General features: G+C 73.2%; 16 protein-coding genes. 7 read left to right on the top strand and 9 right to left on the bottom strand.

Annotated elements, in window-relative coordinates:
* Window positions 1–119 precede the first annotated feature (119 nt).
* Entirely contained in the window at window positions 120–1,400 is a 1,281-nt protein-coding gene (locus ACIHIX_RS19180; protein WP_399957177.1) for a glycoside hydrolase family 26 protein, read from the top strand.
* Between the two features lie 30 nt (window positions 1,401–1,430).
* On the opposite strand, the gene ACIHIX_RS19175 is transcribed toward ACIHIX_RS19180, so the two are convergent.
* Genes ACIHIX_RS19175 through ACIHIX_RS19135 form a run of 9 tightly spaced genes read right to left on the bottom strand, consistent with a single transcriptional unit; the run spans window position 1,431 to window position 11,822 of the window.
* Window positions 1,431–2,522, bottom strand: coding sequence for a GNAT family N-acetyltransferase (locus ACIHIX_RS19175; RefSeq protein WP_399957174.1), 1,092 nt, complete (start codon window positions 2,520–2,522; stop codon window positions 1,431–1,433).
* Window positions 2,519–3,175, bottom strand: coding sequence for a lipopolysaccharide biosynthesis protein (locus tag ACIHIX_RS19170; protein ID WP_399957171.1), 657 nt, complete (start codon window positions 3,173–3,175; stop codon window positions 2,519–2,521). Before ACIHIX_RS19170 ends, ACIHIX_RS19175 begins: the two co-directional genes overlap by 4 nt.
* On the bottom strand, window positions 3,172–4,317 hold the full coding sequence (locus tag ACIHIX_RS19165) for a glycosyltransferase (protein WP_399957168.1): 1,146 nt from the start codon (window positions 4,315–4,317) through the stop codon (window positions 3,172–3,174). The genes ACIHIX_RS19170 and ACIHIX_RS19165 overlap by 4 nt, the downstream gene beginning before the upstream one ends.
* 1 nt (window position 4,318) lies before the next feature.
* On the bottom strand, window positions 4,319–5,059 hold the full coding sequence (locus tag ACIHIX_RS19160) for a polysaccharide deacetylase family protein (RefSeq protein ID WP_399957165.1): 741 nt from the start codon (window positions 5,057–5,059) through the stop codon (window positions 4,319–4,321).
* Window positions 5,043–6,719 (bottom strand): murein biosynthesis integral membrane protein MurJ, encoded by a 1,677-nt coding sequence (gene murJ, locus ACIHIX_RS19155; protein WP_399957162.1) that lies wholly within the window; start codon window positions 6,717–6,719, stop codon window positions 5,043–5,045. The genes ACIHIX_RS19160 and murJ overlap by 17 nt, the downstream gene beginning before the upstream one ends.
* A complete protein-coding gene (locus tag ACIHIX_RS19150; protein WP_399957159.1) occupies window positions 6,716–8,095 on the bottom strand; it encodes an O-antigen ligase family protein in 1,380 nt (459 codons plus the stop codon). The genes murJ and ACIHIX_RS19150 overlap by 4 nt, the downstream gene beginning before the upstream one ends.
* A gap of 2 nt (window positions 8,096–8,097) precedes the next feature.
* Window positions 8,098–9,522, bottom strand: coding sequence for an exopolysaccharide biosynthesis polyprenyl glycosylphosphotransferase (locus ACIHIX_RS19145; RefSeq protein ID WP_399957156.1), 1,425 nt, complete (start codon window positions 9,520–9,522; stop codon window positions 8,098–8,100).
* Window positions 9,519–10,688: a glycosyltransferase gene (locus ACIHIX_RS19140; protein WP_399957153.1), complete on the bottom strand. Its 1,170-nt coding sequence runs from the start codon at window positions 10,686–10,688 to the stop codon at window positions 9,519–9,521. Before ACIHIX_RS19140 ends, ACIHIX_RS19145 begins: the two co-directional genes overlap by 4 nt.
* Before the next feature lie 51 nt (window positions 10,689–10,739).
* Entirely contained in the window at window positions 10,740–11,822 is a 1,083-nt protein-coding gene (locus tag ACIHIX_RS19135) for a DUF3344 domain-containing protein (RefSeq protein WP_399957150.1), read from the bottom strand.
* 289 nt (window positions 11,823–12,111) lie between these two features.
* On the opposite strand from ACIHIX_RS19135, the gene ACIHIX_RS19130 reads away from it, so the two are divergent.
* From ACIHIX_RS19130 to ACIHIX_RS19105, 6 genes are all read left to right on the top strand, one after another.
* Window positions 12,112–12,351, top strand: coding sequence for a chaplin (locus ACIHIX_RS19130; protein ID WP_059191878.1), 240 nt, complete (start codon window positions 12,112–12,114; stop codon window positions 12,349–12,351).
* A gap of 240 nt (window positions 12,352–12,591) precedes the next feature.
* Window positions 12,592–13,320 (top strand): hypothetical protein, encoded by a 729-nt coding sequence (locus tag ACIHIX_RS19125; protein ID WP_399957148.1) that lies wholly within the window; start codon window positions 12,592–12,594, stop codon window positions 13,318–13,320.
* A 169-nt stretch (window positions 13,321–13,489) separates the two neighbouring features.
* Window positions 13,490–13,777: a hypothetical protein gene (locus ACIHIX_RS19120; protein WP_329339066.1), complete on the top strand. Its 288-nt coding sequence runs from the start codon at window positions 13,490–13,492 to the stop codon at window positions 13,775–13,777.
* A 210-nt stretch (window positions 13,778–13,987) separates the two neighbouring features.
* Window positions 13,988–14,485: a DUF5949 family protein gene (locus ACIHIX_RS19115; RefSeq protein WP_399957145.1), complete on the top strand. Its 498-nt coding sequence runs from the start codon at window positions 13,988–13,990 to the stop codon at window positions 14,483–14,485.
* A gap of 2 nt (window positions 14,486–14,487) precedes the next feature.
* The gene (locus tag ACIHIX_RS19110; RefSeq protein ID WP_399957142.1) at window positions 14,488–15,069 is read left to right on the top strand and encodes a vitamin K epoxide reductase family protein; all 582 of its coding nucleotides are present in this window, start codon (window positions 14,488–14,490) and stop codon (window positions 15,067–15,069) included.
* A 118-nt stretch (window positions 15,070–15,187) separates the two neighbouring features.
* Window positions 15,188–15,703 (top strand): hypothetical protein, encoded by a 516-nt coding sequence (locus ACIHIX_RS19105; protein WP_399957139.1) that lies wholly within the window; start codon window positions 15,188–15,190, stop codon window positions 15,701–15,703.
* Window positions 15,704–15,719 lie beyond the last annotated feature (16 nt).

Raw genomic sequence — 15,719 nt, 5'->3', positions numbered from 1 at the left:
CGGGCGATCGGGCCACCCGAAAGCCGCAAGCTCGGTGGCGTAGTTCATATTCGTATGACTGAGTGTCAGGTATCGCGTTTCACCTGTCCCCACAGCGCGAGTGTGAGAAAGGAGCAGGCATGGACTCACAGCAGCGAAAGGCCCGGACCGGTCGGCTGGCGTTCATCGCGGTGGCAGTCGCCGCGTCCGCCGCCCTGGCCGCCGGGCCCGGATTCGCCGCGGGGGTGGTACGGGCCACCGATCCGCCCGCTCCCACACCCGCGGTGCCCGCGGTGCCCACGGAGCCCGCGGTCCCGGCGGCGCCCTCGACGCCGCAGACCCCGGCGCCGGTCACCGATCCCGAGCCCCGGCCGGCCGCGGAGGCGCCCGCGTTCGGCGCCTACCTCGACTACGGTCCGCGCGGCGTGGCCCGTATGGCCGAGCTCAGCCGCTGGCTGGGGGGCGCGGAACTGCGCGTCGGCCACACCTATCTGCCCGGTGACCGCTGGAGCAACATCGAGGGTGCCCCCGGCTTCCTCAACGTGTGGGCGGACTGGCGCAACCAGAAGAACGACCGGATGTTGGTCCTCAACGTCCCCATGCTGGAGCGCAACGAGGACCACGTCTCCGACGCCGAGGTGCGGCTGCTGCTGCGCCGGGGCGCGGCGGGGCAGTTCGACGGTCACTTCCGCCGCCTCGCCGAGCGCCTGGTCGAGCTCGGGGTGCCGGACACGGTGCTCGTGCTCGGCTGGGAAATGAACGGCATCACGTACACCCATCGCTGCGGGCCGGACCCGGAGGCCTGGAAGAAGTACTGGAACAGGATCGTCACCACCATGCGTTCGGTGCCGGGCCAGAAATTCCGCTTCGATTTCACGCCCAGCCGCGGCCGGGACTCCATTGCCTGGACGAAGTGCTATCCGGGCGACGACACGGTCGACGTCATCGGCATGGACTCGTACGACCAGCCGGAAGGACTCTCGTTCGACGAACAGGTGAAGGAGCCCTACGGACTTCAGGAGCACGTGGATTTCGCCAAAGCCCACGGCAAGGCAATTTCCTATCCTGAATGGGGACTCTTCCGCAACGGAGACAACGCCGAGTACATGCGGCGCATGCTCGCGTGGATGGACGAGCACAAGCCGCTGTACAACACGCTGACGGACTACTGCCCGCACGGCGTGTGGCAGTGCGAGGACAACCCGAAGGCGTCCGACGTCTACCGGTCGATTCTCTTCGGCCGCACCCCGGACGAGCCGACGACGGAACCGACGCCGGTCGACCCCACGCCCGAGCCGACGCCCGACCCCACCCCGACCAACCCGCCCAACTGTTCGCCGATGGATCTGGGCGAGTGGGTGGAGTACTGGATCGGCGGGAAGCTGTGCATGCGCTTCGACTGGTGGTCGCGCAGCCGGTGACGGACGCGGGCCCCGGTGGCGGCGGGTCGGTCACGATCCGCCGCCACCGCCGCGTGCGCGCCACTTGCGCAACGCCTCCTTGCCGTGCCGCCGGGCCGCGACGTCGCACAGCGCCGCCGCCAGCAGCGGGGCGGTGTGCCGCCGGGCCAGCAGCAGCCGCTGGTTGGCGACCGGTTCGGGCTTCCAGTGGTGCTTGTACGGCTCGTTGCCGCGCAGCAGGCTCAGCGTGCCGCGCGCGTGCCCGGTGCACGCGTCCAGCAGCATCACCGCCACGTCCGCCTTGCGTTCCCGCAGACAGGGATGGGCGCCGTACAGATAGCCGCCCGCCAGGCGCCGCGACAGCAGCGTCAGATCGACGGCCACCACGTCGTCGTCTAGCCGGAACTCGGTGACGACCGCGTCCCCGGAGTGCACCATCGGCGCGACCGAGCGCACCAGGTGGTCGCGGAACCGGGGCCGCAGATGCTCGCTGGTCACCTTGCGGCCCTGCCACTGGAGTTGATGCAGTTCCAGCAGCCGGCGCAGCGCCTTGTCGACCTCGTCCGGTTCGACCACATGCCGTTCGACGCCGAGCGAGGTCAGCTTGCGCAGCTTGGCGCGCACCCGCTGCTGGGCCTTGGCGGACGGCAGCCGGTCCACCAGTTCCGCCATGGGTACGGCGGGCAGCTCCAGGCACAGCGAGTCGCCGACCCGGCGCCGGGGGCCCGGCCAGTGGTCGTACAGCCGTTCGGCCGCGCCCCCCGGGCGCACCTCGCGCAGGTCGACCAGCGCGGTGCGGGCCGCCCGGGCGAGCCCGTCGGTCAGCGCGGCCACCGCCTCCTCGCCGCGCTCGTCGTCCAGCAGGACGTCCCCGTAGTCGGAGATCGCCCCGCCGAGCGGCACCAGCGAGGGCACCGGGCTTCCCACCCGCATCAGGGGCGCGGCGGCCACCAGGTCGTCGTGGTCGCGGACGACGAGGACCCGCAGCCGGCCGCGACGCCCGTAGGAGAGCCACCAGGAGTGCAGCCAGGCGTGGCTCTGGAACGGGGTCGCGGCGGAGCAGCGGCGGTACAGACGGGCCCAGTCGGGGGCGAGGGCGGCGAAGACGGTGTCGTCGGTGACGAGTTCCGTCGTGTACGTCACAGCTGGCCGTGGGCGTCGGCGGCGACGGCCGGACCGGGCACGGAGGCGGGGCGTCCGCCCGGCTCCCCGGTGGTCCGGCGCGGCCGCACCAGCAGCACCAGGCCGCCGAGGAGTCCGCCCGCGCTCGCGCCGACCAGTCCGGTCAGGGCGGCGGAGGCCGAGGAGGGCTCGATGGGCTTGGTGGCACGGGCGAACTGCTGGAGCTCGACGTTGGTGGTCGACTCGGTGTTGTCGGCGTGCCGGGTCAGGGCGCGGGCGACCGCGTTGGCCATGTCGGCGGCGAGGTCCGGGCGGGCCGAGGTCGCCGTGATCGCCACCATCGGGGCGTCCGGCGAAGTCGCCGTCTGCACGCTGGACTTGAGCGTCTTCACGGGCACACCCGCCCACACCTGGGCGTCCCCGAGCACCGCCAGCTGGGTGGCGACCCGGCCGTAGGCCTGCGCGAAACCGAGCGCGGAGGCCGGGTCGGACTTCTCGGTGGGGACGACGATGACATAGCTGGTGGCCGTGTACGACGGGGTCTTGGCCAGCCCGTACCCGCCGCCGAGCAGGCCGCCGGCGACGGCGCCGGCGGCGAGCAGGGACCAGGCGGGGAGCGCCTTGGCGCGGGTGAGGGCCGCCGGGCGGCGCGGTCCGGTGGGGTTCTCGGTCATGAGGAACTGACTCCCTGGGATGACGGTGACGACGAGGACGCGTCCGCGTAGACGCCCATCAACCGGGCGGCGCTGCGGGTGATGCAGTAGTGGTGGGCGGCGTCGGGGGCGGTCCGCGGACGCGGCCCCTCGGCGCGGGCCGCGGCGAGGGCGCGGGCGAACTCGTCGGCGCCGCCGCGGACTTGACGGGCGAGGGCGGCCGACTCGGGGGGCAGGTCCTCGATCGCGGGGCAGGAGGCGTAGCGCACCGGCAGCCCGGACGCGAGCGCCTCGACGACCGCGAGGCCGAACGCCTCCTCCGGTGAGGGCGAGGCGAGCACGTCCATCGCCCAGGTGAGGGAGGGCAGGTCCGGGCCGGGTGAACCGTCGGCCACATAGGGCCGTTCGCCGGTGAACAGGACGCGGTCGGCGACCCCCGCCTCCTGCGCGGTGCGCCGCAGGACGCTCTCGTCCGGGCCGCCGCCGACCAACAACAGCCAGCAGTCCGCGGGGAGTTGGGCGAGCGCGTGGATGAGGGTGCCGAACCGCTTGCCCGCCGTGAGGCGTCCGATGCCGCCGACGACGTACGCGTCCTCGGGCAGCCCGAGGCGGCGGCGGGTGTGGAGGCGCTGGAGGGGGTCGAAGCGGAAGCGGGTCAGGTCGATGCCGTTGGGGACGACCTCGATGCGGGGAGCCGGTACGCCCCAGTTCCGCAGGCGCTGGGCGACCGTGGGGGAGACGGCGACCGTGGCGCGGCCCAGGCGCTCGCTGGCCAGGTAGAGGCCGCGGACCCCGGCGGTGAGGCGGCGGCCCTCCATCTGGGAGTCGCCCAGGGAGTGTTCGGTGGCGACGACCGCGCGGACCCCGGCGAGCCGGGCGGCGAGCCGGCCGTAGACGCAGGCCCGGTACAGATGGGTGTGGACGAGGTCGTAGCCGCCGGAGCGGATCAGCCGCACCAGCCGGGGCAGCGCGGCCAGGTCGCGGTTGCCGGCCATCCCGAGGTGCGTCACCGGCACCCCGTCGGCGATCAGGCCGTCGGCCACCGCGCCCGGGTTGGTGAGCGTGACGACCTCGCAGTCGACCGGCAAGTGTCCGATCAGCAGCCGCAGTTGCTGCTCGGCACCGCCGACGCCGAGGCCGGTGATGACATGGAGGACCTTCACCTCAGATCCCCTCCACGGGGCGGCGCCGCAGCCGGTGCAGCCGGTGTTTGAGGAAGAGGCGGACGGCGGTGTCGTTCTGCCCGACATGGACGCGGGGCAGGGCGAGGGGGCTGTCGAACGGGCCGGGGTCGATGGCGCAGGCGTACCGGTATCCGGCGTCCCGTACGGCGTCGACGGCGCGCTGGTCGAGGGTGCCGTAGGGGTAGCAGAACCCGTCGACCGCCGCGCCGGTGATCTCCTCCAGCGCGGCCCGGCTCTCGACGACCTCGGACTTCAGCTGGAGGTCGTCGGCGCCGGTGAGGTCGACGTGGGTGAGGCCGTGCGAGCCGATCTCGACGCCGGCCCGGGCCGCCCGGCGGATGCCGTCGGCGGTGAGCAGCGGCTTGCGCGGGCCCAGCGGGTCCCAGGCGTTGTCGCCGCCGAGCCGGCCGGGCAGGACGAACAGGGTGGCGCCGAAGCCGTGCCGCCGCAGGACGGGCAGGGCGTCGGCGAGGAAGTCGGCGTACCCGTCGTCGAAGGTCAGCCCGACCAGGCCCGTGCGGTCCTGGGCGGCCAGCAGGTCGGCCACGGACACGCCCCGCAGACCGCGGCGGCCGAGCCAGGTCAGCTGCCGGTCGAGGCGGTCCGGGGTGACCGTGATGCGGTACGGGTCGTCGGTGCAGTCGCCGACCGAGTGGTACATCGCGATCCACGGAACGGTGCGCGGTCCGACGGGAGCGGCGGAATCAACGGGTGCGGCCATGGGTGAGCCTCCGCGTGAGGGTGCGTACGGATCGGAGTGCGGGTACGACGCCCTGGGCGTCCAGCGCCCAGGCGAGCAGGACGAACACGGCGACCACGGTGGTGCCGCCCGCGGCGAGCCCGGGGACGGCAGCGGGCACCTGTTCGGCGACGAACGTCCCGGCGATGGTCGCGACCACCGCGGCCCGCACCGGCTTGCTCAGCTCGCCCAGGACGCTCCGGACGCGGATCGGCACACTGCGCGGCCCCATCCCGGCGAGCAGCACCACGGCCGTCACGGTGATGCCGGAGGCGTTGGCGGCGGCGATGCCGAGCACACCCCAGCTGCCCACGGTCCAGGCGCCGATCCAGGACGTGGCGACGATGCCGGTGGCCATCGCGGCGACCGGGTACCAGCTGGGCCGGCCGGCGGAGAAGTACGACCGCACGAGCGCGCCGGTCAGGGTCTGACCGAGCAGCCCGAGGGCGTAGACCCGCATGACGTCCGCCGTCGCGGAGGTGTCCCGGGCGGTGAACGCGCCCCGCTGGAAGAGGAGTTCGACGATCTGCGGGGCGCAGGAGATCACCACGGCCGCACCGAGCAGCAGCATGCAGCAGGTCAGCGCCAGGTCCCGCTCCACCCGGTCGCGGGCCCGCTCGACGTCCCCGTCGGCGAGCGCCCGCGCGACCACCGGGAAGGTGACCGTGCACAGCATCATCGACAGCGTCATCGGGATCTGGGCGACCTTCTGCGCGTAGTTCAGGTGCGAGATGGCCCCGGCGTCGAGCGTGGAGGCGAGGAAGCGCTCGATGAGGGTCTGCGACTGCCGGCACAGGGCGAAGAGCAGGACGGAGGCGACGAGGGCGCCGGTGACGGCCCGCTCGGAGACCCCGGTGGACGGCTGCTCGACGGCGGGGGCGCCGGCCTTGCGGCGCAACTGCCTGATGAACGAGGGCAGTTGAACCAGCGCCATCAACCCGCCACCGACGGCCACCCCGATCGCCGCCGACCGCACGCCCCAGTGGCCGCCCAGCACGAACATCGCCGTGATGATGCCGGTGTTGTACGCCACGTAGATCGCGGCCGGCGCGAGGAACCTGCGGTGGGCCCGCAGCGCCGCGCTGCCGTACCCGGCGAGACCGAAGCCGAGCACGCACAGGGCGGTGAGGCGGGTGCAGTCGACGGCGAGGGCCGGGTCGGGCAGACCGGGCGCGAGGGCCTCGACGAGGTAGGGGGCGGTGCCGGCGATGAGCGCGGACACGGCGACGAAGGCGAGCGAGAGGCGCGGCAGCGTGCTGCCGACCAGCGCGCGCACGGGGTCGCCGGGAGCGCCCTGGGCCCGCCGGGCCAGCGCCAGGCTGAACGCCGGGACCAGCGCGAAGGCCAGGCCGTCCTCGATGAGCAGCGTCGAGGCGAACTCCGGGATCGTCCACGCGACCAGGAAGGCGTCCGTCTCGCTCCCCGCCCCGAACAGCCGCGCCAGCGCCTGGTCCCGGACGAGCCCGAGCAGGGCGCCGGCCGCGGTGAGGACGGCCGTGATCAGGGCGGCCCTGGCGAGGAAGCCGCGGGAGGCGGGGGCGACGTCGGGGGTGTCGGCCGGTGCGGCGGCCCGTGCCGCGGGGACGGCCACCGGACCGGCGTCGGTGTCGGCCCGGGACGGCCGGGAGCGCGTCACCCTCATCGCGCGGCGGCCTCCTCGGCGCGGACGGGTACCGCGAGCGGCACCGTCGCGGGTTCCCGCAGGCCGCTCCCGGCCAGCCCCCACCACGCCGCCAGCCCGAAGCAGACGGCCGTCAGCACGGTGGAAGGCCCGCCGATGTCGGCGTACACGAAGTCGGTCAACTGCCACACCAACAGCCCGCAGGCGACGAGCCCACAGTCGAGCCCGCGCGTGAGGACGGCTCCGCCGCCCAGGGTCGCGTGACCGGAGACGGCCCCGGCGCCCAACCGCCGTACCCGCACCAGACCCCGCAGCCCGCACACCAGCAGCGCCAGCCAGCCCCCGGCCAGCGCGAGCAGCCCGATCAGGCCCTGTTCGGCGAGGATCAGGAGGTACATGTTGTGCGGGGACAGCAGCGGCTGCTTGCGGAAGGCCGTGCCCGCGCCCTCCGTGTCGCTGCCTGCGGACAGCGCGAGTGAGGCGTGGGCGTCCCGGTGTTCGGGGAAACCCTTCAACCCGACGCCGGTCAGCGGCTGTTCGCGCCACATGTCCACCGACGCCGCCCACATGGTGTACCGGTCGGTGACGGACTGGTCGGGCGCGTCGGTGACCTGCGTGATGCTGTTGACGCGCTCCTGGAGCATCGCCGAGCCGACGCCGAAGCCGCCGACGAGGATCACCCCGAGCGCGGCCACCACGGCGCCCACCCGCAGCGCCCGCCGCAGCCCGGCGAGCATCAGTTGCACCGAGCAGGTCACCGCGGTCGCGATCCACGCCCCGCGGCTGAAGGACAGGGCCAGCGGGACGAGCAGCGCCAGCGCACAGCACGCGGCAACCGTCCGCTGCCGTACGGCGGTTGTGCCCAGCGCGAGGCCCACCGCGCAGATCAGCCCGAAGCAGACGACGGTCGCCATCCCCATCACGTCCTGCGCCCCGAAGGTGCCGACGGCGCGGATCTCCTGGCCCTGGTAGGAGGCGCCGGTCCCGGTCAGGAACTGGTGCACGCCGATCGCCCCCTGCCACAGGGCGAGGCCGACGAAGGACCAGGCGAGGACGCGGAAGTCGCCGCGGTCCCGGATCAGGAGCAGGACCGCGGCGGGGACGAGGACGAAGATCTGGAGGTAGCGGCCCATGCCGGTGATCCCGGCGCCCGGCGTCGCGGCGCCCATGGCGGCGATCGCCAGCCCGAGCACCGGCAGGCCCAGGATCACGGCGGCGGTACGGGACAGGGGGCGCCGCCGGTCCCGTACGAGACGGATCCCGCAGTACAGCACCATCAGCGCGGAGACCGCGTCGGCCGGACCCGCGCCGCCCTCGCCGCCCGGTCCGAGCGGCAGCCCCAGCAGCGCGATCACCACGATGGCCGGGAGCACCGGCAGTACCCGAGGCAGCCTCATCGTCAGCTCCCCGTCGGACGGACGAGCGCGGCGGCGGTGCGGGCGAGGATGCAGATGTCCTGCCACAGCGACCAGTTGTCGATGTACGCGTTGTCGAAGCGGGCCCGGTCCTCGATGGAGGTGTCGCCGCGCAGGCCGTGGATCTGGGCGAGACCGGTGATGCCGGTCTGCATCCGGTGACGGGCCGCGTAGCCGGGATACATCTGGCTGAACTGGCCGACGAAGTAGGGCCGTTCGGGTCTCGGGCCGACCAGGCTCATGTCGCCCCAGAAGACGTTCCACAGCTGGAGCAGCTCGTCCAGGGAGGTGCGTCGCAGGAAGCGGCAGAACCAGGACATCTGGCGTTCGTTCGCCACGCTCCAGCGGGTCGCCGACTCGTGCTCGTCGACCGGGCGGTGGGTGCGGAACTTCAGCAGCGTGAAGGGGCGCCCGTCCTTGCCGATGCGTTCCTGGCGGAAGACGACACCGGGCCCGTCGGTCAGCCGCAGCACCACCGCGCACACCAGCAGCAAGGGGCTGACCAGCAGCAGCAGCGTCCCCGCGACCAGCACGTCGAGGAGCCGCTTGCCGAAGCTGCCGGGCCGCCGACCGCCCATGTCGAGACGCCGGCAGGCGTACCCGGCGAGCTGGTCGCGGGAGGCGTACGACGGGGCGTCCGCGTCGACCTCCCACACCGCGCAGCCCGACTCGGCGAGCGCCCGCAGCAGCGGCCCCTGCCCGGTCCGCACGGAGGGATGGACGACGAGGACGTCCCGGACGCCGTTCTGGATGAGCGCCCGTTCCACCTCCCCGCCGGTGGTCAGCACGGGCAGGCCGTCGCTGCCGTCGGGCTGCTCGGCCACCACGCCCACCGGCCGTACCCCGCAGCGCGGGTGGCGCAGCAGGCCGGCGGCCACGCGCTGCGCGGTCGCCGCCGGGCCGAGGACGAGGGCCGCGCGCGGCCGGCCGCGCAGGACCGTGCGGCGCCGCCAGTGCACGGTGCCGCGGGTCGCGCAGGCCGCGACCGTCTGGAGCAGGAAGCCGGCGGCGAGGGCGCGGGCGTCCAGGGCGTGCTGCGGGGCGTACGCGGCGACGAGCGCGCCGAGCGCCAGCCAGCCGACCGCGATCCGGCCGCAGACGGCGGGCAGTTCGTCGAGGACGCCCGGCACCGCGCGCGGCAGCTGCGGGCGCAGCAGCATCGACGCGGCGACCAGAAGGGCCGCGAGCAGCGGCTGGTGCGCGGTGCCGGTGAGGGCGAGGGCGCCCAGCAGGGCGGCGGCCAGGTCCGCGGCGAGCAGCGGCACGGGGGAGGCGGGCCGGGGCTGCGGGCGGCGGTGCGGGAACCGGAAGCCGCCGGTGACACCGCGCGAGGCGAGGACCGAGACGGGCGAGAAGCCGGGGTCGCGTGGCTGCCCGCCGGGCGAGGGGAGGGTGCTTTCCGCGGTCACGAGTGGATCGACTCCCTGTACTCGGAGGGCATGACGCGGCCTGTCGTACCGAGCAGTTCGCGGTACAGGTCCGCCACCGCCTCGGTGGTGTGCCGCACGTCGTGCGTGGCCAGCACGTGCCGACGCCCCTGGTGGCCGAGCGACTCGCACAGCAGGGGATCGAGCAGCAGCTCGGCGACGGCGGCGGCGAGCGGCGCGGGACGCTCCGGCGGGACGAGGCAGTGCGGTGCGAGCTGCGGTGGCAGGCTCTCCCGGGCCCCGTCCACGTCGCTCAGCACCACCGGTCGCCCGCACGCCATCGCCTCCAGCGGGGCGAGCGCCATGCCCTCCCAGCGCGAGGGCAGGACGACCAGATCGGCGGCCTGGTACCAGGGGGCGGTGTCGGGGACGTCCCCGACGAACAGCACCGAATCCGGTGCCAGGGACCGCAGTCGGTCCCGGTCGGGGCCGTCACCGACCAACGCGAGCCGGGCCCGCGGCACCCGCCCGAGCACTGCCTCCCACGCCTTCAGCAGGACGTCCTGGCCCTTCTGCCGGCACAGCCGCCCCACGCACACGACGAGCGGGGCGGCGGGGTCGACATCGGGCAGGAGGGAAGCTCGTACGGTGCCCACGGCTGCCGGGTGGAAGCGGGCGGGGTCGATGCCGTTGGGAACGACACTCCAGGGGGCGGCGATCCCGGCGCGTACGCCGGTCGTGCGCTCCGCCTCGCTCACGCACACCACCCGGGAGGCCCAGCGCGCCCCCCACCGCTCCCACTTCAGGGCGAGCGCCGCGGTGGTCCCGCCGACCGCCTCGAACGACCAGGCGTGCGGCTGGAACACGGTCGGGATCCGTCCGCGCACCGCGAGCCGACCGGCGAGACCGGCCTTCGCACTGTGCACGTGCACCAGTTCGGGCCGTACCTCTTCGATCACCCGTGCGAGCCGCCGGACCTCGCCCGGGAGCGACGGTCCCGGGGACCGTGTCGCGGACCAGTGCCGTACCTCGGCGCCCAGCGCCCGCAGCCCGTCGGCGAAGGCCCCGCCCGGACAGGCCACCGTGACCCGCGTCCCGGCCGTGAGCTGGGCCCGGACCAGGTCCGTCACGACCCGGGCGACCCCGCCGTCCACAGGCTGCGTCACATGCAGGACCCGCGGCCGAGGGTCGGTTGCTGACTGGTGCATTGCGCGGTTTCCTCGCTCACGGACGGCACTCGGGACGGGCGGGAACGCGCCTCAACTCTGGGCGTCGACGGCGACGAAGAGCGCGCCGGCCCACGCCGCGTCCCGCTGGGAAACGAGCCGGAAGGCCAGCTGGTCACCACCGCGTCGCAGAGCCGTGCCGAGATCGAACACATCGGAGTCGTAGCCGAGCGTGTTCACGTACGACGGGACCCGCGCCGCCGGCCGCTCGCCGGGCTCGCTGATCGTCGAATTCAGTACGTCCGAACGGGGGTTGGCGGCGTCGGTCAGCGCGACGGGGGCCCGGCGATCGGCCGAGAGGGTGAGGGTGTCGCCCGTACGGCCGCGGTCGCCGTCGTAGGCGACCAGACCCACCCGGCCGGAGGCGCCCTTGGGGAAGCGCAGTCCGCGCGGGCCGAGATCCCGGCCCGTCCCGAGCGTGTCGAAGCCGTCCCACAGGGCGAGGTGCCGCAGCGGCTCCGCCGCCTTCTCGTACGCCACCACGAGCGTCCAGCCGCCCCACGCGCCGGCCGTCGACCTCCCCATCGCCACATTGACCTGCGCGACGGTGTACAGCCCCGAACCGCTCTCCCGCACCAGCTTGGTGACGTCCGCCGAGGCCTGGAAGGCGTCCGCGCCCCGGGCCGTCCGATGGCCCACCAGGGTGTCGGCGAGGACCTCCTTGTACTGGCCGCCGGGCTCGGCGATCAGCACCCGCCCGTTGTCCTTCGGCGGCTTCTGCTCGCCGACCCGGAGGTTGCCGCCCCAGTACAGGCGCGCGTACGTGGCCCGGGCGCCCTCGGGCAGCCGGACCTCGGCGCGGGAGGAGTTGTAGGTGTTGGGGTCGGTGTCGACGTCGACGTAGAACATGTCGAAGTCGCCGTTGACCGCCGCGCCGCCCTCGCGGACGGCCGGGCAGGAGGGCTGGGCCGCGGTCGCCCGGCAGCTGATCGAGGCGTTCGCCGCGCGGACGATGCCGCCGTGCTGGAGGGCCCGGTACCGCTGCGCGAACGGGATCCGCCCGGCCTCGGGGGAGGGCGGTGCGGTGGCCAGGGCGCCGCCGGGTACCCAGAGCGTGGCGAGGGTGAGGGCTCCCACCGTCGCTCGGCGCAGCAGCGGACGCAGGGATTGGCGCATGACCGGGGTTGCCCTTCCGGGAGGTTGCGGGGAGGGGTGGGACACCCGGGTCGTGATGCCAGGGCGTCAAATGAGTGCGATTTGCTGGCTATAGGGGTGCGTCGTGGGGTCCGCAACTCTAGCTGCTATGCGTATTAATCCTGCGAAAGCGGACAAGTGTGTCGGAATGGTGAAGCAGGGCCTCTCGCGAGATCACCCCATTGGCGGCGCAACTCCCGCGCGTGCCGCGCGTTGACACAGCGCCGGGCATCCGCCCGGGTGTTTGTGTCAACCCAAGGAGCACCTCTCCATGTCGCGTATCGCGAAGGGCCTGGTCCTTACCTCCGCTGCTGTCGCGGCCGTCGCCGGCGGTGCCGGCATCGCCGCCGCCGACGCCGGCGCGCAGGGCGCGGCCGCCCACTCCCCGGGCGTCCTGTCGGGCAACGTCGTCCAGGTTCCGGTCCACGTTCCGGTCAACGTCTGCGGCAACACCGTGAACGTCATCGGTCTGCTGAACCCCGCCTTCGGCAACACCTGCGTCAACGACTGACGTCGGCTCGCAGCCCTTGGCCGGCCGTCCTCCTGTGGTTCCCCCGCAGGAGGGCGGCCGGTTCGCGTTGCCCCGAATGGGGGGACCGGGCGGCGACACGGTCGACGGGGCTTGACAGGCCGTCTCACCAGGGAGGACGCCCGAAGCGGACGATCACCGCACGCGTTCATTCGGTTGCAGGCCGTGGTGAGCGCTTTCACGGTGGGCACAGGATCCGTCCCCACCGAAAAGGAAATCTCCATGCCCGCACGTCGTATCGCGTCCACGGCCCTCAGCGCCACGCTCCTCATCGGCATCGCGGCTCCGGCCGCCGTGGCGGTCGACAACCAGTCGAAGGCCGAGCGCATCGAGGCGGCGGCCAAGGCACCCCTCCCCGGCGTCGACGGTCTGCTCACCCAGCTCAAGGCCCTCGGCGACCTCGGCGGCCTGCTCACCCCGGTCACCGACGTACTGAACACCGTGCTCAAGGCCGACGACGGCCAGATCACGCCCGAACAGGCGACCCAGCTCCTCGACGGCGTGAAGGCGGCCATCGCCAAGATCACGGCCGCCGCCCCGGTCCCGGTGCCGGAGACCCCCGTGACGCCGACGACCCCGCCGGCCACCGCCGCCGCCCCGACCACCCCGCCGGCCGCGACCGCCCCGGTCACCGGGCTGCTGCCGCTGCCCGCGACCAAGAGCGGCGACGACTCCAAGGCGCCGTCCGCGGACGCCGTCGGCGACGCGCTCACCGCCCTTCAGCAGGCGGTCAGCGATCTGCTCGCGGCGGCCACCGGCGGCGACCCCACCAAGGTGGTCCCGGCCGCGACAGCGGTGGTCGGCAAGCTCCTCAACGCCATCCTCGCGCTGCTGCTCGGCGGCGGACTGCCGCTGCCGCTCCCGGTGCCCCTGCCGGTGGACACCGGCGCCGCGACCGGCGCGGTCGGCGGCGCCACCGACACCGTGGGCGGCCTGCTGCCCACCTCCTGACCGCCGCCTCAGCCGTGGTGCGGGCCCGCCGGCCCGTGCCACGGCTGTTTTGTTTTCCTATTGTTTTTTCTTTGGTCTTTCGGGTTGCAGAAAATTTCTGCGTACGGGGTTTCCGGGCCGTAGAACAATCGTTAGGCACGGCGTCGGAATTCTCTCTGAAAGGAACACGATGAAGTCCCTGAAGGCTGCCGCTGTTGTTGCCGGTTCCGTGGCCCTCGCGAGCGCCGCCGCGCCCGCGTTCGCCTACAGCACCGCCGACGTCACGCCCACCAGCCTCACCGGCGCCGTGAACACGCTCACCAGCGGTCAGCTCGCCCCGGCCGACGTGATGCCGCTTCAGCACCAGTCGAACGCGCTCGACACCGAGAACAAGGACTCCGTGCTCAACACCGTGAAGGGCGCGACCGCCACGCTGAACTCCAGCGGGCTGCTCGGCGGACTGCCCGTGGGCGGCTGAGGTGTTCCGCGCCTGACCGTGCCTGTCGCACAGGGGCCGATTCCGCGTCGTACGGAATCGGCCCTTTGTTTTTCCCGGGGTTTTCTCGGTGTGTTTTTTCACGGCGTGTTCGAGAAAACATCCCTCGATCGTGTGGACCGTGTGCGGGGTGTCGCCCGGTCGGGTGAGAACGGACCGGAACCCATTCGGACCCGTCGATATGGTCGCGCGGTGACCTCAACCTCAAGCCAGACCCGCCCCTTCAACGCCGCCGACCTCGGCACGCTCGTCGTCATGGCCTGGAGCGGCGAGGCCCCCGACGGCGACATGCCCTACCTCCTCGCCTACACCCTCGGGGACGCCGCGGCCGGACCGGAGGCCTCCACGGCCGCCGTGGAAGCGCTGCTGGAGAACAACGGCCTGCCCGTCGGCGGTGACCTCGTCGACGGCAACGCCCGCCCGAGCCTGCCGGTCAGCCTGCTCGTCGAGTCCGGCACGGCCGTCGTCAACATGCCCGGCTTCAACGCCCAGTGCACCCCGCCGCCGGAGTGGCTGGAGGCGGTCGCCGAACGCGGCTTCGCCTACTTCGTGTTCACCACCCGCCCCTGGGCCGAGGCCCAGCCGGGCAAGCCCGTGGAGCCGGAGGCCCTCGCCGCCTTCGCCGGCGCCGACGAGACGCTGAACGCCGCCGCGCACGTCGTCCTGCCCGCCCGCAGCCTGCGCGGCTGACCGTGCGCACCGCAGGGGGCAGCCGCGGGTTCGCCGTCCTGCTGGTGCTCACCGGGGCCGCCGGGCTGCTGGCCTCCTGGGTCATCACCCTCGACAAGTTCAAGCTGCTGGAGGACCCGGACTTCACGCCCGGATGCAGTCTGAACCCCGTGGTGTCCTGCGGCAGCGTCATGCGGAGCGACCAGGCCGCCGCCTTCGGGTTCCCCAACCCGATGCTGGGCCTGGTCGCCTACGCCGTCGTGATCTGTGTCGGGGTCGGCCTGCTGGCCGGGGCGCGCTTTCCCGGCTGGTACTGGCTCGGCTTCCTCGCGGGCTGCCTCTTCGGCATCGGGTTCGTGTCGTGGTTGCAGTTCCAGTCGCTGTACCGGATCAACGCCCTGTGCCTGTGGTGCTGTCTGGCGTGGGCCGCCACGATCCTGCTGTTCTGGTACGTCGTCTCGTTCGTCGTACGGCAGCAATTCCTGCCCGCGCCGACCTGGTTGCGGGCCTTCCTCGATGAGTTCACCTGGGTACTGCCGGTGTTGCACCTCGGGATCGTCGGGATGCTGATCCTGACCCGATGGTGGGACTTCTGGACAAGCTGACCAACAGGCCGTCGTACTACTGCGGCAGTCGGGGGAATCTTGCGCTGATGGCCGCCTCGGCATCGTTGTGCGGTACGGACGTTGAGCCCACCGAATCCTGAAAGGGACCGTACCTGACATGAAGTCGACCACCCGAGGAACCCTTGCCGCCGTCATCACGGGCGTCGCTGCCGCGGTGGGCGCCACCGCGACCCCCGCCGCGGCGGTGGACACGGTCCCCGTCCCGGTGCCGCTGGACGGCGTCGAGAAGTCCCTCAACGTGGAGCTGCCCAAGATCGGCGGCGAGATCCCGCTGCCGATGCCCGGCGCCCCCGAAGGCCCGCGCTATGTCGAGGGGCGGCTCATCCCCGAGCGCGTGATCCCGCAGCTCCCGGTCACCGGCGGGCTGCCCGGCGCGGGTCTGCACGCACCCCTGCCGCACCTCCTCGGCGACGACTTCGACCACGTCGGCGTCGGCGCCCCGGCCTCCGACCTGCGCACCCTCGCCCCGGGCCTGACCCTCGACGCCCCGCTGACGGCGCCGAACGCAGACAACTTCGGCCTGCCCGAGCCCAAGCTGCCGCAGGTGGGCGTGCTCACGCCGGTCCTTCAGACGGTGCCGGGCGCGAACCTGGTGACGGGACCCGGCCTGTAGCGGCGGCGCGGCACCC

Origin of the sequence: Streptomyces sp. NPDC051913, from assembly GCF_044593635.1 — a bacterium.
GTDB lineage: Bacteria > Actinomycetota > Actinomycetes > Streptomycetales > Streptomycetaceae > Streptomyces.
Note: the sequence above shows the minus strand (reverse complement) of the source record. Positions and strands in the feature narration are given on the sequence as shown.

Coding starts and splice junctions, on each gene's coding strand:
- ACIHIX_RS19130 (WP_059191878.1), top strand. CDS start 12,112: ATGTCGCGTATCGCGAAGGGCCTGGTCCTTACCTCCGCTGCTGTCGCG.
- ACIHIX_RS19150 (WP_399957159.1), bottom strand. CDS start 8,095: ATGAGGCTGCCTCGGGTACTGCCGGTGCTCCCGGCCATCGTGGTGATC.
- murJ (WP_399957162.1), bottom strand. CDS start 6,719: ATGAGGGTGACGCGCTCCCGGCCGTCCCGGGCCGACACCGACGCCGGT.
- ACIHIX_RS19125 (WP_399957148.1), top strand. CDS start 12,592: ATGCCCGCACGTCGTATCGCGTCCACGGCCCTCAGCGCCACGCTCCTC.
- ACIHIX_RS19135 (WP_399957150.1), bottom strand. CDS start 11,822: ATGCGCCAATCCCTGCGTCCGCTGCTGCGCCGAGCGACGGTGGGAGCC.
- ACIHIX_RS19160 (WP_399957165.1), bottom strand. CDS start 5,059: ATGGCCGCACCCGTTGATTCCGCCGCTCCCGTCGGACCGCGCACCGTT.
- ACIHIX_RS19105 (WP_399957139.1), top strand. CDS start 15,188: ATGAAGTCGACCACCCGAGGAACCCTTGCCGCCGTCATCACGGGCGTC.
- ACIHIX_RS19140 (WP_399957153.1), bottom strand. CDS start 10,688: ATGCACCAGTCAGCAACCGACCCTCGGCCGCGGGTCCTGCATGTGACG.
- ACIHIX_RS19120 (WP_329339066.1), top strand. CDS start 13,490: ATGAAGTCCCTGAAGGCTGCCGCTGTTGTTGCCGGTTCCGTGGCCCTC.
- ACIHIX_RS19170 (WP_399957171.1), bottom strand. CDS start 3,175: ATGACCGAGAACCCCACCGGACCGCGCCGCCCGGCGGCCCTCACCCGC.
- ACIHIX_RS19180 (WP_399957177.1), top strand. CDS start 120: ATGGACTCACAGCAGCGAAAGGCCCGGACCGGTCGGCTGGCGTTCATC.